Origin of the sequence: Streptomyces sp. NPDC058239 (genome assembly GCF_042882185.1) — a bacterium.
In the GTDB taxonomy this organism is placed as follows: Bacteria; Actinomycetota; Actinomycetes; order Streptomycetales; family Streptomycetaceae; genus Streptomyces.
Genome location: NZ_JBHVWS010000011.1, coordinates 142180 through 164530, shown reverse-complemented (window position 1 = coordinate 164530; position 22351 = coordinate 142180). Strand labels below are relative to the sequence as shown.

Annotated in this window: 15 protein-coding genes and 3 pseudogenes; 9 read left to right on the top strand and 9 right to left on the bottom strand. The window is 71.2% G+C overall.

Annotated features, from left to right (window positions below; all coding sequences use genetic code 11):
• Positions 1 to 11 precede the first annotated feature (11 nt).
• On the bottom strand, positions 12 to 578 hold the full coding sequence (locus ACFVYE_RS15775) for a TetR/AcrR family transcriptional regulator (RefSeq protein ID WP_383970563.1): 567 nt from the start codon (positions 576 to 578) through the stop codon (positions 12 to 14).
• Positions 575 to 937: a DUF1304 domain-containing protein gene (locus ACFVYE_RS15770; protein ID WP_383970607.1), complete on the bottom strand. Its 363-nt coding sequence runs from the start codon at positions 935 to 937 to the stop codon at positions 575 to 577. Before ACFVYE_RS15770 ends, ACFVYE_RS15775 begins: the two co-directional genes overlap by 4 nt.
• Before the next feature lie 302 nt (positions 938 to 1239).
• Here ACFVYE_RS15770 and ACFVYE_RS15765 point away from each other — a divergent pair, with 302 nt between their 5' ends.
• Complete coding sequence (locus ACFVYE_RS15765) at positions 1240 to 2382, top strand: alpha/beta hydrolase (protein ID WP_383970605.1); 1143 nt, start codon at positions 1240 to 1242, stop codon at positions 2380 to 2382.
• Positions 2383 to 2564: 182 nt separating this feature from the next.
• On the opposite strand, the pseudogene ACFVYE_RS15760 reads toward ACFVYE_RS15765, so the two are convergent.
• Positions 2565 to 2690: pseudogene (locus ACFVYE_RS15760) on the bottom strand (MarR family transcriptional regulator); the annotation flags it as partial.
• A 449-nt stretch (positions 2691 to 3139) separates the two neighbouring features.
• On the opposite strand from ACFVYE_RS15760, the gene ACFVYE_RS15755 reads away from it, so the two are divergent.
• The 8 genes from ACFVYE_RS15755 to ACFVYE_RS15720 all read left to right on the top strand — a co-directional run bounded on the left by ACFVYE_RS15755 (position 3140) and on the right by ACFVYE_RS15720 (position 16552).
• The gene (locus ACFVYE_RS15755; RefSeq protein ID WP_383970561.1) at positions 3140 to 4486 is read left to right on the top strand and encodes a discoidin domain-containing protein; all 1347 of its coding nucleotides are present in this window, start codon (positions 3140 to 3142) and stop codon (positions 4484 to 4486) included.
• Complete coding sequence (locus ACFVYE_RS15750; RefSeq protein WP_383970558.1) at positions 4486 to 5784, top strand: MFS transporter; 1299 nt, start codon at positions 4486 to 4488, stop codon at positions 5782 to 5784. The genes ACFVYE_RS15755 and ACFVYE_RS15750 overlap by 1 nt, the downstream gene beginning before the upstream one ends.
• Complete coding sequence (locus tag ACFVYE_RS15745) at positions 5781 to 6797, top strand: TolB family protein (protein ID WP_383970555.1); 1017 nt, start codon at positions 5781 to 5783, stop codon at positions 6795 to 6797. The genes ACFVYE_RS15750 and ACFVYE_RS15745 overlap by 4 nt, the downstream gene beginning before the upstream one ends.
• A gap of 221 nt (positions 6798 to 7018) precedes the next feature.
• A complete protein-coding gene (locus ACFVYE_RS15740) occupies positions 7019 to 7801 on the top strand; it encodes an SAM-dependent methyltransferase (protein ID WP_383970552.1) in 783 nt (260 codons plus the stop codon).
• Positions 7802 to 8215: 414 nt separating this feature from the next.
• Positions 8216 to 9772 (top strand): TIGR02677 family protein, encoded by a 1557-nt coding sequence (locus tag ACFVYE_RS15735; RefSeq protein WP_383970549.1) that lies wholly within the window; start codon positions 8216 to 8218, stop codon positions 9770 to 9772.
• Positions 9769 to 11136 carry a TIGR02678 family protein gene (locus ACFVYE_RS15730; RefSeq protein WP_383970547.1) on the top strand — a complete coding sequence of 456 codons (1368 nt, stop codon included), beginning with the start codon at positions 9769 to 9771 and terminating at the stop codon, positions 11134 to 11136. Before ACFVYE_RS15735 ends, ACFVYE_RS15730 begins: the two co-directional genes overlap by 4 nt.
• Positions 11133 to 15293 carry a TIGR02680 family protein gene (locus ACFVYE_RS15725; RefSeq protein ID WP_389605897.1) on the top strand — a complete coding sequence of 1387 codons (4161 nt, stop codon included), beginning with the start codon at positions 11133 to 11135 and terminating at the stop codon, positions 15291 to 15293. The genes ACFVYE_RS15730 and ACFVYE_RS15725 overlap by 4 nt, the downstream gene beginning before the upstream one ends.
• Positions 15290 to 16552, top strand: coding sequence for a TIGR02679 family protein (locus ACFVYE_RS15720; protein WP_389605895.1), 1263 nt, complete (start codon positions 15290 to 15292; stop codon positions 16550 to 16552). The genes ACFVYE_RS15725 and ACFVYE_RS15720 overlap by 4 nt, the downstream gene beginning before the upstream one ends.
• Positions 16553 to 17049: 497 nt before the next feature.
• Here the strand turns inward: ACFVYE_RS15720 and ACFVYE_RS15715 are convergent.
• From ACFVYE_RS15715 to ACFVYE_RS15690, 6 genes and pseudogenes are all read right to left on the bottom strand, one after another.
• A pseudogene (locus ACFVYE_RS15715) lies at positions 17050 to 18623 on the bottom strand (sulfatase).
• A 126-nt stretch (positions 18624 to 18749) separates the two neighbouring features.
• Entirely contained in the window at positions 18750 to 19688 is a 939-nt protein-coding gene (locus ACFVYE_RS15710; RefSeq protein ID WP_389605893.1) for a formylglycine-generating enzyme family protein, read from the bottom strand.
• 14 nt (positions 19689 to 19702) lie between these two features.
• Positions 19703 to 19807, bottom strand: a pseudogene (locus ACFVYE_RS15705) (FAD-dependent oxidoreductase); the annotation flags it as partial.
• Between the two features lie 35 nt (positions 19808 to 19842).
• Positions 19843 to 20610, bottom strand: coding sequence for an ABC transporter transmembrane domain-containing protein (locus ACFVYE_RS15700; RefSeq protein WP_383977723.1), 768 nt, complete (start codon positions 20608 to 20610; stop codon positions 19843 to 19845).
• On the bottom strand, positions 20607 to 21503 hold the full coding sequence (locus ACFVYE_RS15695; RefSeq protein WP_389605890.1) for an ATP-binding cassette domain-containing protein: 897 nt from the start codon (positions 21501 to 21503) through the stop codon (positions 20607 to 20609). Before ACFVYE_RS15695 ends, ACFVYE_RS15700 begins: the two co-directional genes overlap by 4 nt.
• Positions 21504 to 21581: 78 nt before the next feature.
• Entirely contained in the window at positions 21582 to 22043 is a 462-nt protein-coding gene (locus ACFVYE_RS15690; RefSeq protein ID WP_383977729.1) for an NUDIX hydrolase, read from the bottom strand.
• Between the last annotated feature and the right edge of the window lie 308 nt (positions 22044 to 22351).

The following is a 22351-nucleotide window of genomic DNA, read 5'->3' as shown; positions in this document are numbered from 1 at the left end:
GAGGCGGCCCGTCAGGGCAGGCGGGTGCGGTGCAGGGTGACGAGCAGACACCAGATCCGGTGTGCGATCTGGGCGGAGGTGCTTTCGATGAGCCCATGCAGCCAGTCGGCGAGCACGCCCGTGAAGGTCGCGGCCACAGCCGAGGCGATCAGTTCGGGCTCCGGTGCCCCGGCCAGGGTGCGTTCGGTGTGGCTGCGGGCGCGCAGGTCCCGATGAAGGACGTGGCCGAGGGGGCCGCCGCCGCCCGGGTGCAGCAGCGCCCGGTAGAGGCCGGTGTGCGGGGTGAGGCCGGCGAAGAAGTCGACCAGCGCGGGTGGCGGGGAGGCGGGGTCAGGGGTGCCACGCCAGGCGTGCAGGGCGTCCACGGCATCGCGGACCACGTCGGCGCAGGCATCCACTGCCAGCGCCTCCAGGTCGCCGTAGTGGAGGTAGAACGTGGCACGGCCGACTCCGGCCCGACGCACCAGTGCGGCGACGCTGACGTCCGCCAGCGGGCGCTGGGCGCACTCGTCGAGCAGGGCCCGGCGCAGCTTGGCCCGGGTCCGGGCGGCCCGGGGGTCTTCACGCGGGGTGGTCATCGGGCGATCAGGACGGCAGCGAGGGCCAGGGCCCCGGGCAGTGCCTGGGCAATGAGGATGCGCCGGTTCGCGGTGGCGCCGCCGTACACGCCGGCGACGAGCACACAGACAAGGAAGAAGACCCGGACCCGGAAGCCTGTCGGATCGTCGGCGATCAGACCCCAGACCAGCCCGGCGGACAGGAAACCGTTGTAGAGCCCCTGATTCGCGGCCAGCGGTGCGGTGGCACGGGCCAGGGCGGCGTCGAAACCGGAGAGCTTCCGGCCCGGTCCCTTCTCCCAAAGGAACATCTCCAGAACCAGGATGTACGCGTGCAAGGCCGCCACGAGGCCAACCAGGACGTCCGCTGCCGTCTCCATCATTGTCGCCACCTACTCAGAGTTCATGGACAAGTGTCCAGAATACATGGACACCTGTCCATGAAATTTCCTGGGTGCGCTCCGGGCCCGACCCTCGTCCGACCATGACGGCAGCGCCACGGGGTGCCGGCCGGCACCCCGCGCGCCGGTTCCTCGCGTCGCACGCCGGGCGGACCGGGCCAGGAGGACGCGGGCCGGCGGTCCTGGCGTCAACACGGCGTCCCACGGTCTCCCGCGTCCGACGTAAAGAGGTGGAAAAGCGGGTAAACCATCGCGGGGCGCACGGCATCCTCTCAGGCGTGATGAGCCTGACGGGGACACCCTTCTTCCTGGCCACGATCGCGCTGGCCGTGGTCACCGTGCTGCTTCCCCTGCTGCTGTGGGGCCGGGTGCGCGGCCCCGCCGTGGTGCGCGGCGCGGTCCGCCTGGTGATGGTCGTCCTCGCGCAGGCGGCCGCCGTGCTGAGCGTCTTCGTGATGGTCAACAACACCAACGGCCTGTACGACAGCTGGGCCGACCTGCTCGGCACAGGACACCACATCGTCGCCGCGCCCGATCTCGGGCGCGACGGACTCGGGGATCACAAGCACCTGGCGAATGAGTCGAAGGGCGTACAGGATTTCAGTCCGACGCACGACGCCCGGATGGGCCGGGGCGTCCGCGTCACCCAGTTGAGCGGCCGGGTGTCGGGGGTGCGCGGCGAGGTGTACGTATGGCTGCCGCCGCAGTACGGCCAACCGGCCTACCGGCACCGGAAGTTCCCCGTGGTCGAGCTCCTCGGCGGCTTTCCCGGATCGACGAAGGCGTGGTTCAGCAGCCTGCGGGTGCAGTCGCAGCTGGGGGCCGGGATGCGGAGTGGGGAGATTGCCCCGTTCATCCTCGTGGAGCCGCGGACCAATCTGCTGGCGGGTCAGGACACCGGGTGCGCCAATGTGCCGGGTGTCGTGGACGCCGAGTCCTGGCTGAGCGTGGATGTCCGGCAGATGGTGACCGATACCTTCCGCGCGCAGAGTCGTGCGAGCGGCTGGGCGGTGGCCGGGTTCTCGGCCGGGGCGCACTGCGCCGTGAAGATGGCGCTCTCCCACCCGGACCGGTACCGGGCCGCCGTGGGCCTCTCCGGCTACAACGACCCGGCCGCCGAGCGGGTTTCCCTCACGGGCCGGGACCCGGAGCTGCGGCGGGTCAACAACCCGCTGTGGATTCTGCGCCACGCCGCCACCCCGCCGTGCGTCGCGCTCTACCTCTCGGGCGGGCGCAACGACGGCTACCGTGACGGCCTCGCGCTGCGGCGGGCGGCAACGCCTCCGACGCGGGTGGTGGTGGCAGAGGTGAGCGGCCCGCACACCATCGGGCTGTGGAAACGTCAGGTGCGGCATGTCTTCCGCTGGCTGACGGCCGAACTGTCGCCCTGCACGGGCCGGGTCGCTCCCGCGAAGGGCATCTGATCGATGGGGCCGGCGGGACCGGGGCGCCCGGGTGCGGCGCGCGGATCATCGCCGGTGGGCCCCGTCGGCAAGCGCGTGTACCACCTGCGCCACACCTGCCTGACCACCCAAACGTATAGGCGTGCGCATGGCCCGCAAGGGGATCGATTCCAGCGAACGACTGGGACGCCGCAGGTGGATCATCGGACAGCCGAGGCGGCGCGGTAGATGTTGGCCACCACGGCCATCTGTTCATGACGGATCGGTACACCGCCGAGTTTGGCCTCTACCAGCTTCTCGGCTTCGCTGATGGATCGCCGGCCGGTCACGGCACACTCCTTCGACGCCCGGGCGGCGCCATGGATCGACGGCATCGTTCGGATTCAAATTGTACGTGGGGCAGGACCCGCGGGCGGTGCGTGTGTGGCACGAGGAGGCAGGGCCGGTGGGTGCCGTACCGGGAGCGACAGGCACCGTCATCGCCGGCCGGGTGCGGCGTCATCCCTCACCGAGGCCGCTGCCGGGTCGGCAGCCGGATGCGCCCGGGCGCTCAACGGGGTGCGAAGCAAAGAGAGTTGGGGGACTGGTAGGAAAGTTTACTGTTCGCTAGCATTCCGGGCGGTGGCTCGGCGCGGTGTCTGATCCCCTAGGCATGACGCGCTCAGTGAGAGCTCTGGCCCGGCCACCATGATGCCGCCCCCTGCCCGAACGAGGGCCGGGGCGCGAGGTCACGCACCAATGCCCAGCTCTCGCCACCCCCAAGGCCAGGAGTCCAGGGATGCAACTGAACGGCTCAGCTCCGCTCCTCACGCCCGCGCGGCGTCGTACGGTGGGCGTGGTCATCGCCGCCGTACTCCTCCTCGTCGGAAGCCTGTTGCTCGGCTACCCCGACCGGGCCGACGCCGCCGACGACCCCCTTGTTTCGCATGGCAAGCCCGCCACCGCCTCCTCCAGCGAAGCTTCCGGCCTCGGCCCGCAGAACGCCTTCGACGGCGACCCGGCCACCCGCTGGGCGAGTGCCGAGGGCGAGGACCCGCAGTGGATACGTGTCGACCTCGGTGCCACCGCCAACGTCACGCGGGTGAAACTGAGTTGGGAGGCCGCGTACGCCAAGGCGTACCGGATCGAGATCTCCGCCGACGGCACCACCTGGACCCGGCTCGCCAACGAGACGGCCGGGAACGGCGGCACCGACGACTGGTCTGCCCTCTCCGGCAAGGGCCGCTACCTGCGCGTGTACGGCATCGCGCGCGGCACTGCCTACGGCTACTCGCTGCACGAGGTCGAGGTGTACGGCACTCTCGACGGCGCGCCCCCGCAGACCGGTGCCTTCACCGTGGTCGCTGCCGGTGACATCGCCGCCCAGTGCACCGCCTCCGACAGTGACTGCGCCCACCCCAAGACCGCCGCACTGGCCCAGAAGCTCGATCCGAAGTTCTATCTGACGATGGGCGACAGCCAGTACGACGACGCCCGGATCGCCGACTTCCGTGCCTACTACGACAAGACCTGGGGTGCTTTCAAGGACAAGACGCATCCGGTACCGGGCAACCACGAGACGTACGATCCGGCCGGGTCGCTGGTCGGCTACAAGACATACTTCGGGGCGATCGCGTACCCCCAGGGCAAGAGCTACTACAGCTTCGACGAGGGCAATTGGCACTTCATCGCCCTCGACTCCAACTCCTTCGACCAGAGCGCCCAGATCGACTGGCTCAAGGCCGACCTCGCCAGGAACAGCAAGGCGTGCATCGCCGCCTACTGGCACCACCCGCTGTACTCCTCGGGCGGGCACGGCAACGACCCGGTCAGCAGGCCGGTCTGGAAGATCCTGTACGGGGCCAAGGCCGACCTCGTGCTCAACGGGCACGACCACCACTACGAGCGGTTCGCCCCACAGAGCCCCGATGGGAAGGCCACCGCCGACGGAATCACCGAGATCGTCGGCGGTATGGGCGGCGCCGAGCCATACCCCATCGAGAACGTCCAGCCCAACAGCCAGAAGCGGATCAGCGGTGAATACGGCGTCCTGAAAATGGACTTCACCGACTCCGGCTACAGCTGGAGCTACGTCGGCACCGACGGCAAGACCAAGGACACCAGCCCGCAGTACACCTGCCACTGATGTATCTGGCGACCACAGGCCGCCGGGACGCGCCGGCCCCGCCCCGCACCGGCGGGGCGGGCCGACGCGTCCCCGGCACCGTCCTGGCCCTCGGCACGGTCAGCCTCGTCACCGACATCTCCTCCGAGATGGTCACCGCGGTGCTGCCGCTCTACCTCGTCCTCGGACTCGGTCTCTCACCTCTCCAATTCGGATTCCTGGACGGCCTGTTCAACGGCGCCGCCTCCGTTGTGCGGCTGCTCGGCGGGCACGCCGCCGACCGCGGCGGCCGGTACAAACGGGTCGCTGGCATCGGCTACATCCTCTCCGCCTGCTCCCGGCTCGGCCTGCTTCTCGCGGGCGGTGCCACCGCCGGGATCGCGACCGCCCTCGCCACCGACCGGGTCGGCAAGGGCATCCGTACGGCGCCCCGTGACGCGCTGATCACCTTGAGCAGCCGACCCGAGGCGCTTGGCAGGTCCTTCGGCGTGCACCGGGCGATGGACACCACGGGCGCACTGCTCGGCCCGCTCGCCGCGTTCGCCCTGCTCTGGGCAACCGCCGACGCCTACGACGCGGTGTTCGTCGTCAGCTTCTGCGTCGGTCTGCTCGGGGTACTGATCCTCGTCCTGTACGTTCCCGGGGGTCACCCGGCACCACCCACGAACTCGACTCCCCGTACACGAAAGTCATTTGGGGCACTCCGTGATCCCGCCTTCCGGCGGATTCTCGCAGCCGCCGCTCTACTGGGTGCCGCCACCGTCGGTGACGCCTTCGTCTACCTCCTGCTCCAGCGCAGCCTCGGCCTCCCCGTCGGCTGGTTCCCGCTGCTGCCGCTCGGCGCGGCGGCGTGCTATTTGCTGCTCGCGGTCCCGGCGGGCCGGATCGCGGACCGGGTCGGCCGAAGGCTGCCGTTCCTGTTCGGACACGTCGCGCTGCTCGGTGTGTACGCCACGCTCCTCGCCCCGACCGGCGGCCCGGCAGCACTTCTCCTTGCGCCCGTCCTCGTGCTGCTTGGCGTCTTCTACGCCACCACCGACGGGGTGCTGATGGCCCTCGCCGGACCGGTGCTGCCCGCCGACGGCAGGGCGGGCGGACTCGCCCTGCTCCAGACCGGCCAGGCGCTGGCCCGGATGCTCGCCGCCGCGGGCTTCGGCGCCGCGTGGACGGTGTGGGGGCCACGCCCCGCGCTGTGGGCGGCGATATCGGCTCTGCTCGCTGCGCTCGCGGGCGGCTGGGCACTGCTGCCGCGCAACCAGTCCGGCGCCCCGGCGCCCGCGGGGCCGGCAGCCCCGATCCCCGAGAGGCGGACCCCATGAGTACCAGGTTCCCAAGACCCGCAACCCCGCTGGGGCCACGGGCCCGTATCGCCGTCGTGGTGGCCGCGGTGCTACTCCTCGCGGGCGGCTCCGTAGGGTACGCCCTGCACGCGGAACAACGGGCGGAGGGGCAACGAGCAAACGCAGACGCCTCGTTCACTCTCGGCGGGCCCGCGCTGTACTTCCGGGACACGGCCACAGGACGCGTCGCGCATCAGCCGTCCGCCGGAACCCCCGGCGCCCGCACCACCGGCGGCCCCGCCTGTGACCGGTTCTACGCCTCAGGTGACACCGCGCTCTGCCTGCGCGCCGAGCCCGGGGTGCTGCCGAAGACATACGCGATCGTTCTCGACCGGCGGCTGCGCGAGATGCGCCGGATCACCGTGCCGGGCGTTCCCACCCGGGCCCGCGTCTCCGCTTCCGGGCGGATGCTGTCCTGGACGGTGTTCGCCACCGGTGACTCCTACGCCACCACCGCCTTCTCCACGCGGACCGCCCTCCTCGACCTGCGCACCGGCTACCTCGTCAAGTCCATGGAGGAGATCCCCCTCACCATCGACGGTGTCCGCTACCACGCGCCCGACGTCAACTACTGGGGGGTGACCTTCGCCCGCGACGACAACCGCTTCTACGCGACCGTCTCCACCAAGGGCCGCACCTACCTCGTCGAGGGGAACATGAGGGACTGGTCGGCGAAGACGCTGAGGCAGAACGCCGAGTGCCCCTCCCTGTCGCCCGACAACACCCGGATCGCCTTTAAGAAGAAGGTTTCCGACGACCCGGCCGCGCCCTGGCGGCTGTACGTCCTCGACCTGCGGACCATGCGTGAGACGCCGCTCGCCGAGACACGCAGCGTCGACGACCAGGCGGCCTGGCTGGACGACGGCACGGTCGCCTACGCGCTGCCGGGCGCGGCCGGCCGGGCGAGTGACATCTGGACCGTCCCCGCAGACGGCACCGGGGCACCCCGCGTGGCCGTGGCGGGCGGATCGTCGCCGGTGGCGGTGGGCTGAGCGAGGCGGCCCGGGCACATTGTTCCGAGCCCGGTGCGGGCGGGCGGAGCCGAAGTCGGAGTGTTCCTGGGGGCGTCGGCAGGTGGCACCTCTGCGGTGCGGGCCTTCACGCCCCTGCTCGGTGCCGAATTCATCCCTGAGCCGAAGGGGCGGTTGCCTGGTCGCCCGACGGGCCGCCGCAGCGCCGTGAGGCGTTAACAACCGTGATAGAAGAGGGTGTTATGAAACACGAGGCATACAACGCAGAACAATTCCGCAGCGCTGTCCCGCACTCGGCCCGCGTCTGGAACTACTGGATCGGCGGCAAGGACCACTACCCGGTGGACCAGGAGCTGGGAGATCAAGTAATCGCGAGCTACCCGCAGACGCGGGAACTCGCCCTGGCGTCACGGGCGTTTCAGGCGCGTGCGGTGCGGTATCTGGCCGAAGCGGGAATATCCCAGTTCCTTGACATCGGGACCGGGCTTCCCGTGCAGAACAGCACCCATGAGGTCGCGCAGAGCGTCGAGCCGAAGGCTCGCATCGTGTACGTCGACAACGACCCACTCGTATTGGCGCACGCCCGTGCCTTGCTGACAAGTGCACCGGACGGGATGACGGACTACGTGCACGCGGACATGCTGGAAGCCGAACGGGTACTCCAGGAAGCGGCGCGCACCCTGGACCTGACACGACCCGTGGCCGTGATGGTGCTGTCCACGCTGGGACACCTCCAGCCCCAGGCCGGCATCGACCTCATGCGCCAGTACATGGCCGGCACAGTGGAAGGCAGCTATCTGGTCCTCTGCGACACGGTCGCCACGCCCCAGACGCTGGCTGCGCAGAAGGCTTACGCGGAGGGCGACACTCCGCCGTACCTGGTGCGCCGGCCGGAGGAGATCCTCGCGAGCGCCGACGGGATGGAGTTGGTCGAGCCCGGATTCGGGTCGATCACGCTCTGGCGAGCGGACGAAGAGGACCACGAACCGGTCGACCAGTGGGGATTCGTCGCCCGCAAGGTGTAGTAGTCGGCGACTGCACCGGTCGATGCTCTGAGCCCGCGTTCGCATGTGGCTGTCCGATGAGGTCACCGCACGCTTCAGCGCGCATACGGCCTCGCTCGGCGACCCCCGCCCGGTGCCTGCCGCCCTGCGGCAGGCCGAGCCGGTGTTCCGGCAGGCACAGGATCTTGACCATGGTGGCGGCTCCTCATCCGTTGTTGCGGGAAGGAGCCTCACACCCCCGTGCCGGCCCTACCGAGCGGGCACCTGCAGAGATCCCCGGGACCACTTTGAGGTACGGCGAATCCCGGCCGGATCGGCATGCGTGTCGGCTCCACCTGGGAAGACGGGAAAGCGACGTGCCCCCCTGAAAGTCAGTGCCGCCCTCTACGGTGGAGAATCAAATGCCGTCAGGTGGCAGGGGAGGGGGTGAGAGGTATGCGCAGGGTTCCGCCGGAGATGTTCCGTTTCACCACGGGGGAGAGGTCCGACCTCTACGGTGCCGTGCTGGATGCCTTCGGCGCGGCCGGCGAGCACCTGGAGACGGCGCTGGGGCTGGACGACGTGCGCGGGCGGCTGCGGACGGTGGGGTGGCCGGCCGCGGTCGAGGACGAGGAACTGCACGACGTACTGAAGAAGCTCGTGGAGTGGAAGCTCCTGGACCGGGTCCACAACCACGCCGAGAACTACCGCACGGCCGAGGAGTACGAGCGGCGCAACCTGCAGTACTCGCTGACCCGCCGGGGCGAGGCCGCGCTCGCCGGGGTGCGGCACGCGCTGGAGGTGCTCGCCTCGACAGGGGCGCTCCAGACGGCCGTACTGGAGGCGATCGCCGACCGGCTCGACGAGCTGTGCCTGCTCTCTGCCGAGCCAGTCTCGGCCGATCGCCGGATCTTCACGACGCTGCGCGAGCTGGAAGGGCACCTGGAGGCCCTGGTGGAGAACACCAAGGCGTTCAACGCCGAGCTGCAGCGGCTGTTGCGTGCCGAGGGCGCCGATCTGGAGGTCTTCCGGGAGGTGAAGGCTGCCACCGTCGCGTATCTCCAGGAGTTCCTGGTCAACCTGGATCGGCGCGGGCAGGCCGTCGCGGCCGCTGTCGTCCGGGTGGAGGAGCGCGGTGTCTTCCTGCTGCGCGAGCGGGCCCTGCGCGGCGCCGAGCTGCCACCGGTGGCCGGCGAGGACCCCACGCCCGGCTGGCTGGAGAGCCGACGGGCCCGCTGGGCCGGTCTGCGGGCGTGGTTCCTGCCGGACGACGGGGCCCGACCTCGCATCGAGCAGCTGCACGACATCGCCCGGCGGGCCATCGTTTCCCTCCTGCAGGTCCTGGAGCGGATCAACGAGTCGCGGCGCCGCTCCTCCAGCGCCGTACAGGACTTCCGCGAGCTGGCGCGCTGGTTCGCCGCAGCCGCAGGGGAGGAGGATCTGCACCGGCTGTGGGCGGCAGCCTTCGGCCTGGGGTCGGCGCGCCACGCCCATCTCGCCCACTCCGACCCGGAACTGATTCCCCCGGCGCAGTCGTGGTCCGAAGCGCCGCCGGTCGAGGTGTCGGCGCTGCTGCGCACCAGTGGACGGACCGAGCGGTTCACCCGTACGGCCAAGGTGCGGGACGTTGCCGCTGTCAAGGCGGCACGGGCCGAGCGGGCCCGTACCCAACGGGCGGAGCTCGCGCTGGCCTGGCGGGACCTGGCGACGGACGGGCCCGTGCGGCTGTCCTCCTTCGGTGAACTGGACCCCGCCGTCTTCGAGCGGCTGCTCGAACTGCTGGGCTGCGCCCTGGCCGCCGGCCCGGACACCACCGGGATGCGGCGCGCGACCACCGGGGACGGCCGGGTGGAGATCACGCTCTCCCCGCCGCCCGACCACCGCACCGCCGTGCTGCGTACCGCGAAGGGCGTGCTGGCCGGGCCGGACTACGTCGTCCGCATCACGGCGGCGGACGGGGCCGGGGCATTCCCGGCCCCACGGAACTCCGTGCGAGGGGAGGCGGCGGGATGAGTACGCTCGCCAACCAACTGGCGGCCGCCGAAAGGGAGGAGGTGGCCCGGGGCATCCGACTGCTGCTCGCCCGTCCGCTGCTCACCGAGGCAGCCGACCCGACGGGCTTCGAGCTCGTTCGCCGCCGCCGCGAGCCGCTGGCCAAATGGTTCGACTACACCTGCGGCTGGAACCTGGTGGTCGAGCCCCGGCGCGGATACGCACGCCTTGCCAAGATCCGCGCCCACGCCGACGCCTCCCGTCCCGCCCGCAGGTCGCGTTCCGGCCGGGCCCCGTTCGACCGTCGGCGTTACGTCCTGCTGTGCGTGATCGCGGCTGAGCTGCTGTCCATGCCGATGACGACCATCGGACTGCTCGCCGACCGTGTCGTCCAGGCCACGGCGGCCGATCAGGCACTGCCCGCGTTCGACCCGGTGCACCGGCCGGAGCGGATGGCATTCGTGGACGTCCTCAAATTGCTGGAGTCGTACGGCGTGCTTCGTGCGGTCGACGGTGCCACGGAGGCGTACGTCGAGTCGGCCGAGGCCAAAGTCCTCTACGGCGTGGACACCACCCTGCTGATGCGGCTGCCCGTCGCGCCCGTCGGCGCCTCTGGACTGGCCGTACCGCCGGACGAGGTGCCCGCCCGCTTCGAGGACCTCCTCACCGGCATCGTGCGGGAGCGGCGCTACGGCGGCGCGGCCGAGCCGGTCGGCGCGGCCGGTGACGGGACGATCGAGGAGAAGGCGCCGAGCGCGACTGCCGCCACGGAACCTCAGCGCAATCTGTGGCTGCGCCACTCGGTGCTGCGCCGCCTGTTCGACGACCCTGTCGTGTACCGCGCGGACCTCACCGAGGACGAACTGGCCTACGTCACCTCCCTGACCGGCCGCCAGATCCTGCGCCGGTCGGTCGAACAGGCCGGTTTCCTCCTGGAGGAACGCGTCGAAGGCTTCCTGCTCGTGGACCCGGACGCGATCGCGACCGACGTCCGCTTCCCCGACGACACCTCCACCGCCCGGGTTGCCGCACTGCTCCTGCTCGAACCGGTCTGTGCCGCGCCCGCCGGGCTGTTCCCCGAACAACTCGCCGAGGCCGGCGCGGACCTGCTGCGCCGCTTCCCCCGCTGGGCGAAGGCGTACCAGTCCCAGGACGGCGCGGCCCGACTGGCCGACGACGCTGTGCGTGTACTGCGGGACACCGGGCTGATCCACCAGGTCCGGGGCCGTGTCGTCGCACGCCCGGCCGCTCACCGCTACCGCGTCGCCGAGGCCACCAGCGCGGACGCGGGCACGGGAGCCGGACAGAGGAAGAGTGTGAAACGGCGCGACGTGACGGACACCGCGGTCCCGGACAGCGGTCCGCACGAAGGAGACGAGCAGTGAGCGTGACAGAGCTTCCCGCGCCGCGACGCCACGAGCGTGCCGCACCTGCGGAGTCGGCCGAGGCGGCCGGTCCGGATGCACCAGCGCGACGGAGCCGCTGGCAGCCGCACCGCGCGGGCATTCTCAACGTCTGGCGCTACTACGACGAAACCTTCACCTTCCACCAGGGCCGTCTGCTGCTGCGCGGCCAGAACGGCTCGGGCAAGTCCAAGGCCCTGGAACTCCTGCTGCCCTTCCTCTTCGACGCCAGCCTGCGCCCCAACCGCCTGTCCACGTTCGGCGGCTCGGAACGCACCATGCACTGGAACCTGCTGGGCGAGGGCGCCTCCGGCAAGACCCGGGTCGGATACGTGTGGCTGGAGTTCCGCCGTACCGATGACGGCGGTGAGGAACGCTGGTTCGGCTGCGGGGCGCGTCTGCAGGCGAGTGTCCACACCAGCGGCGTGCACACCGACTACTTCACCACCGGCTCCCGCATCGCCCGCCCCGGCGGCCTGTCCCTCGTCAACGAGGCCGGACAGCCCCTGACCCGCGCCGCCCTCGCGGAGGCCCTGCGCGACCGCGGCGACGTCCACGCCTCGGCCGCCGACTACCGCACAGCGGTCCGGCGTGAACTCTTCGCCGGCATGGGGGAACAGCGCTACGAATCACTCCTGTCCGCCCTTCTTCAGCTGCGCCAGCCCAAACTGTCCGAACGGCTCGACCCTTCCCTGCTCTCCACTCTTCTTTCCCGCGCCCTGCCCCCACTGGGCGAGGGCGAGATCGCCGAACTCGCCGAGGGCTTCGAGCGGCTGGACCGCCAGCGCGAGCACCTCAAGCGGCTCGACGACGAGGTGGCGGCGGCCGAGACCGTCGCGTCCCGGCAACGCGGTTACGCGCGCCGGGTCCTGCGCGCCGCCTCGGCCATGCTGATCTCCGCCACCACGGAGATGGACAACCTCACCCGCGTCGCCCGTCTCAGTGCCGAGGAACACGCCACGGCCCAGGAGGAGCGGGAAGTGGCCGGAGTCCGGCGCGAGGAGCAGGCCAGGCGCGCGCACACCCTGGAGGAGACCATCGAGGGCCTGCGCGACAGTGACGCGTACCGGCAGGGCGCGGAGCTCGACCGGCTCCGCCGCCGTGTCGAGGTGACGGCGGCCGACGCCCGGCGACAGCGCGCCACCGCCCGCACCGGACAGCACCGGGCGGAGGAGGACCGGCGGCGTGCCGACGAGGCCGCGGGCCATGCCCATACGCTCGACGAGCACGCTCGCGAAGCCGCCGAGGGGGCACACAGGTCGGCACGGGCAGTGGGTCTGGAGTCCGTCCATCATGAAGTGAACGCGCTGCTCGACGTCGTACGCCCGCCGTCTGGTACGGCAGTTCCCGGAACGGGCACCGGCCCGTCCGAGGCCCTGCCCGCTTCCGGCGAAACGGGCGAGAACCGGGCCAGGCGGGCGCGCCGGCTGCTGCGGGGCGCGGTCAACGCCCGGCGGCAGCAGGTCGATCTCGTCATGGAGGCGATGGACGTGCACGACCGGGCGGTCCGGGACCGGGGCGCCGCCGAGGAAGCGCTCGAACAGACCCGCGCCCGCCTCGCGGAGGCGATCGCCGGGCGTGACGAAGCGGTCCATGCCTGGGACGACGCCCTCTCCGTACAGGCGGGTCGGCTGCGCGTCTGGGCCGAGGGGTGCACGGAACTCCGGATCGCCGACCCGGAAGAGCTGTCGGCCCTCGCGGCGTCCGAGACGCAGGTGGCAGCTCTGGTGGAAGCCGCCGCGCGCCCGGTGGAGCAGGAGATCGCGGAACACGAGGCCACCGAGCGAGCCGCGCGACGAAGCTTGCTGGACGAGCGCGACGGGCTGGCGAGGGAGGCGGAACGGCTGCGTCAGGAGACCGACCTCCCGCCCTCGCCGCCGTCCACCCGCACCGCGGACCGCGCCGTGATGGCGGGTGCGCCGCTCTACCGGCTGGTCGCCTTCCGCGAGGACGTGCCGCTCGCCGTGCAGGCCGGAGTGGAGGCGGCGCTGGAGGCGTCGGGCCTGCTGGACGCCTGGGTCGGCCCGGACGACGGACTCACGATGCCCGGCCACGACACCCGCGTCGAGGCCGCGCTGGCCCTGCCCGCCCCGGGGCCGAGCCTGCTGGAGGTACTGCGGCCCGAAGAAGACATCCCGGTCCCGGCGGAGACGGTCACCCGCCTGCTCGCCGGCGTCGCCTACGGTGCGTGGCTTCCCGGCCGGCATCCGGCCGCCGTGTCCGCCGACGGTGCCTGGCGCCTCGCGTTCGCCACGGGTACCTGGAGCAAGCCGGAGCCCGCCCACATCGGCGCCCTCGCCCGGCAGCGCGCACGACACCGCCGGATCGGCGAACTGACCGACCGGTTCACCGCAACGCACGCCTCCCTCACCGCCCTCGACGACCGGTTGCGCGCCCTCGCCGCCCGATGCGACCGGCTGGACGATGAGCGGGCGGACCGCCCCGACCACCGCGAGCTCGATCAACGGCGCCGTGCCTGGGACCGCGCCGAGGACCAGGTGGCGGCCCGGGACGACGCCGTACGCGACGTGGCCGAGCGCCTGGAGCGGACCGAGACCGAGGTCGCGGCCGCGCTGCGCGTGCTCAGCCGCCGGGCGGCTGAGCACGGCCTGCCCACGGACAGCGGGCGACTGCACGAACTGACGCGCGCCATCGACACGTTCCGGGACACCGCCGATCTCTGGGTGGACGCCCGGCTGGGCGCGATGGCGGTCGCCGACCGGGCGCGTCAGCTCGCGGCGCAGGCGGACCGCTCACACCGGGACGCCGAGGAGTGGAACGCGGCCGCTACCGCCGCCGAGACCGAGGCCGAGGGGTTGAGGGCACGACTGGAGGCGGTGGAGGCCACCGTCGGCGAGGACTACCGGCAGGTGATCGCGCGCGTCGCCGAGGCACGGTCCGAACTGCACCGGTGCCGTGACGAGGTCGAGCGGACGGGCGGACTCCTGCTCCGCCTGGAGGGGCGTATCGGAGAACTGCGGGCCGTCAGCGAACGCGACGCCGAGGGGCGGGAGAAGGCGGTCGAGGCCCGGGACGGTGCGGCGCGCCGGTTCCGGCACCTGTGCCTGACCGGGCTTGCCGAGGACGCCGGCATCGTTCCGGAGCTCGGTGCCGAGGGCGGTGCGAAGGCCACCCTGGAGGCGGCCCGCGCGACCGCGGCCACCTGGTCCGGTGTTCCGCACGCACCACGCAACCTGGGCGACGCTGCCACCCGCCTCTCCGAAGCCGTCCACGAGGCCCGTCGGCACCTCGGAGCCCGGGCCGACCTCGACCTGGAGCCGGACGAAGACATCCAGCTCTTCACCGCCACCCTGGACGGCGTACGCGTCGGGGCGACGGGCCTGCTCAGCGAGCTGACGCAGGAGCGGGACCGCAGCCGGGACGACATCACCGGCGCCGAGCGCCGACTGTTCGACCAGATCCTCACCGGTGACATCCGCCGCCACCTTGCCGCCCGGATCCGTCAGGCCGGTGAACTCGTCGACCGTATGAACGGCCACTTGGAACGCGTCCGTACCGCCTCCCGAGTCGCCGTCCAGCTCGTGTGGCAGATCCGCCCGGATCTCCCCGAGGGCACCCGCACCGCCCGTGAGCTGCTGCTCAAGGATCCGGGCCGGGTCACAGACACCGACCGGGAGGCCCTGCACGCCTTCTTCCGCGCACGCATCGAGGAGGCCAAGAGCAGCGACACGGCCGCGAGCTGGGAGGAACAACTCGGCGAGGTGCTCGACTACACGGCCTGGCACCAGTTCACCGTCCGCCTGGACCGTGCGAACGGGGCCGGCTGGCAGCCGCTGACCAAGAAGCTGCACGGTGCGCTGTCCGGCGGCGAGAAGGCCATCGCTCTGCATCTGCCGCTGTTCGCCGCGGTCTCGGCCCACTATGAAGCCGTGCCCCAGGCGCCCCGGCCGATCCTGCTGGACGAGGTCTTCGTCGGCGTTGACTCCGTCAACCGCGGCCAGGTCTTCGCGCTGCTCACCGCTCTCGACCTGGACCTCATGCTCACTTCCGACCACGAGTGGTGCACCTACGGAGAGCTACCCGGCATCGCCGTCCACCAACTTCTCACCGACACGGACGACGACGCCGTCACCAGCGCCCGCTTCGTGTGGAACGGCACCGACCTGGAGGCGGAATGACACGTACGGGACCGACCCCGGGGGAGCGCACCCTGCGCCGCCCCGAGCTGAGTTCCCTGTGGCAGACGGTCCACGACCGCCTCTCCTCCGGCCGGCCCGTCACCCGCGTGCGCCTCGGACCGCTCGACGACGCCCAGCGTGAAGCTCTCGCCGACCTCCTGGGTCTGGACCGCCTGCCGGATGTCCGCCCCTCCGTCGCCCTGGCCCGCCTGGAGGAGGCAGTCACCGAGCTCTGCGGCCGTACGGTACGCGAAACCGTCACCGACCTGGTGGGCCCGCTGGCCGACCACGCGACCGAGCGGCGCCGTCAGGAAGACGAACGAGCAGGACTGTGGGCCTGGCTGGATGCCCACGACATCGTGCGGAACCAGCCCGCGCTCGCCGACTGGGCCGCCTCCTGCCGGGCCGCCGGCCTGGTTGGCGGCTCGCCGGGACGCACACGCGCCTTGCTCACCGACACGCTCGCGGTACTGGCGGCGCTTCCCGCCCACGCGGAGCCGTTGCCCGTCTTCGCCGCACGGGTGGTGAGAGGTGATTCCCACGCGCTCGACGACGGCACCCGCCTGTCCTCCCTCGTCCTGCGCGCCCTGGCGGCCCTCCATGACACCGACCCGCCGCAGTCCGCCGCGGACCGGCGCGCCCTGTGGACCCGGGCGGGCGTTGCCGACGACGAACTGTCCGCCACCGTGCTCACCGCCGGACTGCTACCGGGCGGCGACGGGTCGCTCGCCCGAGTGGCACGCGTGTGCGCCGAGGCCGGGCAGGCCGCCAGTCTGACCCTGGCCCAGGTACGTGCCCCGGGTCGGCTCACGCTCGGAACCCGGCCCGCCGTCGTCGTCCACATCGTGGAGAACCCCAGCGTCATGGCCCTCGCGCTGCGGCGGTTCGGACCGTCCTGCCCGCCCCTCGCCTGCACGTCCGGCTGGCCCAACAGCGCGGCCATCCATCTTCTCCGCCTACTCGCGGACCACGGTGCGATCCTCCGCTACCACGGCGACTTCGACGGTGAGGGCATCCGCATCGCCGCCTATGTGCTTGACAAGACACCGGCCCAACCGTGGCGCATGACAGCGGGGGACTACCGCGCTGCCGTCGCCCGCCTGACCGGAGGACCTCCACCCGGCCGCCTCACCGAGGCGCCCTGGGATCCGGAGCTGACTGTGGCCATGGCCGGCCACGGCATCACTGTTGTCGAGGAACTGGTCGCGGACGTTCTTCTGGATGACCTGGCCGTTGTCGGTCGTGCGGACATGGCCTGAAATGGCCGCGAGTCGCGCAGCGAGCCGGATGGCCGTGACGCTCAGATGAACGCTCCAGACGGCCAGAAGCCCTCGCAGTGTCCCCGAGATGGCCACCTGACCTGGCAATTTCACTCTCCATGCTTCCGGTGACGTCTTTCCGATGACCTTGCACACGGAGTGCGTCGCGATCCTTGAGCCCGCCGAGAGGGCCGGATGCCTTGTCTGACGAAATCGTCAGAAGTGGGGCTACCTCTCCGACCGGGTCGCATGCCCGATCGGGGAGGCGGCGTCGTTTGGGCCGGGGGGACGCCGGATGCCGTGGGGGCCGTCCGAGAGGGGCAGCGCTCGGACCACGTCTCGTACGGGCGTCGTGCTCCAGCGGGTGCCGCCGGAAGTGAGCGACGCCCGTTCGGCCGGGGAGAGCGTGGCAGCCGGGGATGCGCTCATGAGGGCTTCCAGAGGTCGGGACGCGATGAACGGGATGAAGGACAGGAAGGAGGGCCGGGCCCCGCGCATCACGTTGCGGTCGCGCGCCGCCCGAAGTGGGCCAGCCACTTCTGGAGGACTTCCGGGGAGCGGGGCGAGTGGGGGGCGTGCCAGGGGACCGGCACGGTGAGGGTGGCGAGTTGCTGTTCCAGGTGGTCGGCCAGGTGCGCGCGGCCGGTGTCCCTGAGGTGCTGGGCGTAGGGGCCGGGCTGGCTGTAGTAGACGGGCCCGGTCTGGAGGTTGGCCTGCATGGGGTCGGGCAGGCAGCCGGGTCGACCGGCGTACTCGTGCCACCACTCGGCGAGATGGGAACGCATCCGCGCGGCGAGTTCCGGATCCTCCTCGATGAGGTTGCGGGTGAGGTAGGGGTCCTCGGCGAGGTGGAAGAGCTGTTCCCACTCGGTGCGGAAGGTGCCGGGATGGTAGGTGCGGATGTAGAGGTGGTCACGCGTACGGACCGCCCGCTGGTAGGTCATGGCGCCGTGTCCGAGGACGAGGTACTCGCGGGTCTCGATCTGTTCGCCGCGCAGGGCGGCGGCGAAGGAGGTGCCCTGCCATCCGGCAGGTTTGTCCAGGCCGATGAGTTCCGCGAGGGTCGGGGCCAGGTCGATGTTGTAGAGGAGTGCGTCGTTGTGGCGCGCCTCGGCGGGCAGTTCGTCGGTGAGGCCGGGCCAGTAGACGACGAGCGGGAGCCGGTGTACGGGTTCGCTGGCCATGCCGTGCTCGGCGTACATGCCCAGCTCGCCGAAGGACTCTCCGTGGTCGGCGCTGACGATCACGGCGGTGTCGTCGGCGATGCCCAGCTCCTCCAGGGCATGAGCTGCCCGAAGTAGTGGTCCCAGTAGCTGATGGCTCCGTCGAAGCCGTTGATCAGGTGCTCGAAATCGGCCCGTGATGCCACCGCGTCGGGCATGCTGTGGGGCACCGGGGAGGTGCCGCCGGGGTTCTTCAGCGAGTGGTGCAGGTCCAGGGCGCTGCGTGGTCCGTAGATCTCGGCGTGTGCGGCGATGGTCTCCTCGTCGGGCCACGCCTGCACGGGCCCGGAGGCGGCCATCTTCTCGGTCCACGCGGCGGGCTGGGTGTAGTTGGTGTGCGGCTCCCAGTAGGTGAGGTGGAGGTACCAGTTCTCCTCGTCCTTGTGCCGCTGCAGCCAGTCGATGGCCGCGCGGTTGATGTCGGGGGCCTCCTCGTCGCCCCAGTTGGCGCTCGCGCGGATCGACTCGCGGAAGTTCCCGTGGAAGAAGTACGCGCGGTGCCGTTCGGCGAAGACGGAGATCGAGGCGGTGTAGTGGTCGCCCCAGCCGAGCCACTGGCCGAGCAGCGGCTGGTCGGGCTCGGGGCCGTGTCCCGCTTCGAGGCGGAACTGGGCATCGGCGCCGTAGTGGCCGATCACTCCGTTGGTGATGCCGAACTGACCGCTCGTCAGCGCGGCCCGGGAGGGCCGGCAGGGTGAGTCGGAGCAGTAGTAGCGGTCGAAGACGACCGACTTGTCGGCGAGCTTCTGGAGGTTCGGAGTGGTCGGACGGTGATAGCCGTAGGGGTGGTGTGGTCGGCGCGGAGGGTGTCCACGTCCACGTAGATGATGCGCAAGGCGAACTCCGATGGGGCAAGACCTCCCGGGCGGCAGCCCGGGAGACGAAGGGGTGGAGGAATGGTGGGTCAGCCGCAGCCGGACGGCATCCGCACGGGAGGGGGCCGTCCTTGCGGGCAGCGGTGGTCGAGGCCGGCGTCAAGGGCTCCGCACACAGCGGAACCCCGTGTTCCCGCCCGAGGCGGCGACGTCATTGGCCGTGCGGGCGGCGACGCGATAGCGGTTGCAGTACGACACGTGGCACATGTGGGAGCCACCCCGCATGGCCTTCGAGGCGCCCGTCGCGGGCCCCTGCGGATCCATGGCCGGCGCAGCGGTGTCGTGGCTGGTCGACCACCAGTCGGAGCACCACTCCCACACGTTCCCCGCCATGTTGTACAGGCCGTAGCCGTTGGGCTTGAAGGCGTCCACCGGACAGGTGCCGCGGTAGCCGTCGGCCGCGGTGTTCCTGGACGGGAACTGCCCGCGCCAGATATTGCAGCGGAACGTGCCGTCATGGTCGAGTTCGTCCCCCCAGGGGTAACGGCGCTGCTCCAGGCCGCCGCGGGCGGCGTACTCCCATTCCGCTTCGGTGGGGAGCCTCTTGTCCGCCCAGTTGCAGTACGCCTGGGCGTCGTTCCACGAGACGTGCACGACCGGGTGGTCTCCACGGCCCTGCAGGGAACTGCCGGGTCCCTCCGGGGACCGCCAGTCCGCTCCTGTCACCCCGCACCACCACGGCGTGGCTTCGGGTCTCGGCGATATGCGGCGCAGGGCTGCGGGCAGATAGCCGGCGAAGACATACGACCAGCCGATCCGCTCGGCTTCCGTGTGGTAGCCGGTGTCCGCGACAAAGGTGGCGAACCGGTCGTTGCTCACGGCGTGGGTGTCGATCAGGAACGGTGAGACGTGGACCCTTCGGACGGGTCCTTCGCCGTCCTTCGCGAAGCCTTCGCTGTCGTCCGTGCCCATGAGGAATTCGCCGCCCGGGAGGAGGACCGTCTCCGCCGGGTCGCGGCGCGACGCCCCCTCGCCCTGCGGGACGATCGGCGTCGGCTCGGAGCGTGCGCCACTTGACGGGGTACAGCAAGCGGTCATGGGGCCTCCTTCGGAGAGCTGCGTTCGACGAGGGCGACCTTCCGGCCTCGGCTGGTCAGTTCATGGGCGGCCACCAGGCCTGCGAGCCCGGCCCCGACGACGATGACGTCGGCGTCCATGTTTCCGGGTCTCCTTTTCTGTGGTCCGGTCCGTGTCAGCGCGGCTGGGCCTGTGCCCGGGCGGGCACGGGCAGTTCGACGCCGGGCAGCCGGGGGTCGGTGGCCGTGGGGCGTTGGTCTGGCCCGCGACCCACACGAATCCGCCCGTCAGGTCCGTGCCGGGCGGGATCGCGGCGCTCACGAGCTCGGCCAGGCGGCTGGGGCCGTGACCGTTGCCGCCGTGCACCCAGGTCGTCCTGATGTTGGGCCGGTCCGGGAGCGACTGGACGCAGGACGGCCCGGGCAAGGGCCAGACGGGGATCGAGGACCGCCAGACCCACCACGCTCAGGGCGATCGTGAAGCCTGCGGCGGTGACATCGGGAAGCACGTCGGAGGCGGCTTCGGAGATCGCCTCGACATCACGGGTGACCCGGGAGACGACATCGGAACTGCCGGAGGACTCCACGACGCCGCCGGGAAGGTGGATCGCGGTCTCGAACACGTCTTCGCGCAGGCCCGCCAGGACGTCCTGGACCAGCGAGACCAGCATCCGGCCACCGGCGAAGGCGAGCGCGGCGCCGGTGGCGGCGACGAGCACGAGGACGATTCCGAGAACAGTGACCCGGCCCGGTTCCGCCTCGTCCACGACGGCGTTCACGATCCCGCCGAGCACCGGCGGGGTGGCGAGGGTGGCCGCCGTACGGCTGAGCAGAGTGAGCAGCGCCGCGGTGAGCCGGCCGCGGTGCGCGCCGAGCCGGCGCAGGAGCTCCCGCCGGGTGCGGCGCGTGTCGGCGACGGGCAGGGTGCTCTTCTCTGAGGTCACCGGAGTGTTCCGTTCGGTTCGTGGGGTGTTCCGCCGAGGTCGATGACCCGGTCGCAGGCGGAGAGCAGGATCCGGCTGGTGGTGATCAGGAGGGTCGTGGAGGGCAGATCGCGGATTCCCTGGGCGATGCGCCGTTCGGTCACCGGGTCGACGGCGGTGGTGGGTTCGTCGAGGACGACGATGTCGGTTTCGGAGTGCAGCGCGCGGGCGAGCAGCAGACGCTGGCGCTGGCCGCCGGAGAGCCTGTGGCCCTGTTCGCCGACGTCGGCCCGGTCTCCCCCGATGTGTTCGAGTACGTCGTCGAGCATCGCGGCCTTGAGCACGGCCGTGTCCGCCGCACGTCCTCGGGGGACGAGGTTCGACCGCAGGGTGCCGGAGAACACTGCTCCGTGATGGGGTGGGGCGGCGATCCGCGCGCGGACCCGGTCCGGGCCGAGGTCGACGGCGTCGACGCCGTCGACCAGGAGTTCGCCGCGGCGGAGGGGAACGCGGTAGCCGAGCCGGTCACTGAGATCCCGCGCGTGTCCGGGGTGGCGTGGCACGACACCGACGAGCTCGCCGGGCCGGACGTCCAGTGGCCCGTCATGGCCGGCCGGATGCCACCGGAGCGTCGCACCGTCGTGGCCGCCGGCGTCGGCGGGTTCGGCGGAGCGGCCCGGCCCGGTCAGGGCACCGGCCAGTGCCGGGTCTATCAGAGGCGGTTCGTTGATCAGCTCGCTGAGCCGACGGGCGGAGGCGCGTTTGTGAATCCAGTTGGAAGCGAAGGTACCGACATGGGCGAGGGAGCTTTGAAGGTACTGGGCGAGTCCGAGGACGGTGACGAGCTGACCGATGGTGAGGTGGCCCTTGAGCGCGAGTAGTCCCGACGCTGTGGCGAGCGCGGCGAGGAACACCCCCGACAGCAGCAGGCTGAGACCGCTGTACGCCAGGTGCTCCTCGGTGGAGCGGGTCAGGTGGATATTGGTGGTGCTTCAGTGCTGGATCAGGCCGCCGACCGGGACGGGAGCGACGTGGCCGGTTGCCGGAACGGTCTGCGCCAAGGTGAGGCCGATGTCGACCAGCGACGATCGGCGGAGGCGAGCGACGTCGGGGATCGGAGTCCAGACCGACTCGGTGGTTTCGCCGTTGGTTTCAGGCCGGAGTTGGCCGCCAGTGATACGGACCTGGTAGAAGATGCCGACATTCTGGTGCTCGGGTAGGCCGGGCACGGGGCGGTCGGCCGCGGGGACCACCCTCGAGTCCACGCCCAGCAGGCGTTCGACCACTGCGTCGCAGCCGGTCTCCTCGGCGACCTCCCGGATCACCGCGTCGATCGGATCCTCCGCGTGCTCAACCCTGCCGCCCGGAAGAGTCCAGTTCTTTGACACGTGATGGGCGAGCAGCACCCGCCGGTCCTCGATGCACACGGCGTACGCCGCCAGCCGGAAACTCATCCCTGCACCTCCCACCGGATCCTAGCGCGGAGCACCTTCGGTGACTCCCGGAGCTGACGCTCGCTCGAACCGCGTCCGGCGCTGTTCCTGATGGGGTGTCAGGCAAAATTTGCTTCCGCGGCGAGCCGGGGCCGGTGGGCCCCGGGCGCGCGAGGGCCCGATGAATGTGGTGGGTTGGGCTGGTGCGACGTGTCTCTGGCAGGGCGGAATTGCGCGGTCGGGGGGGCGCCCCGCCCCCCCCCGGGCCGCCCCCCACCGGGGGGGGGCGCATCGGTGCCCCCCCCCAACGGGGGGGGGGTAAACGGGCG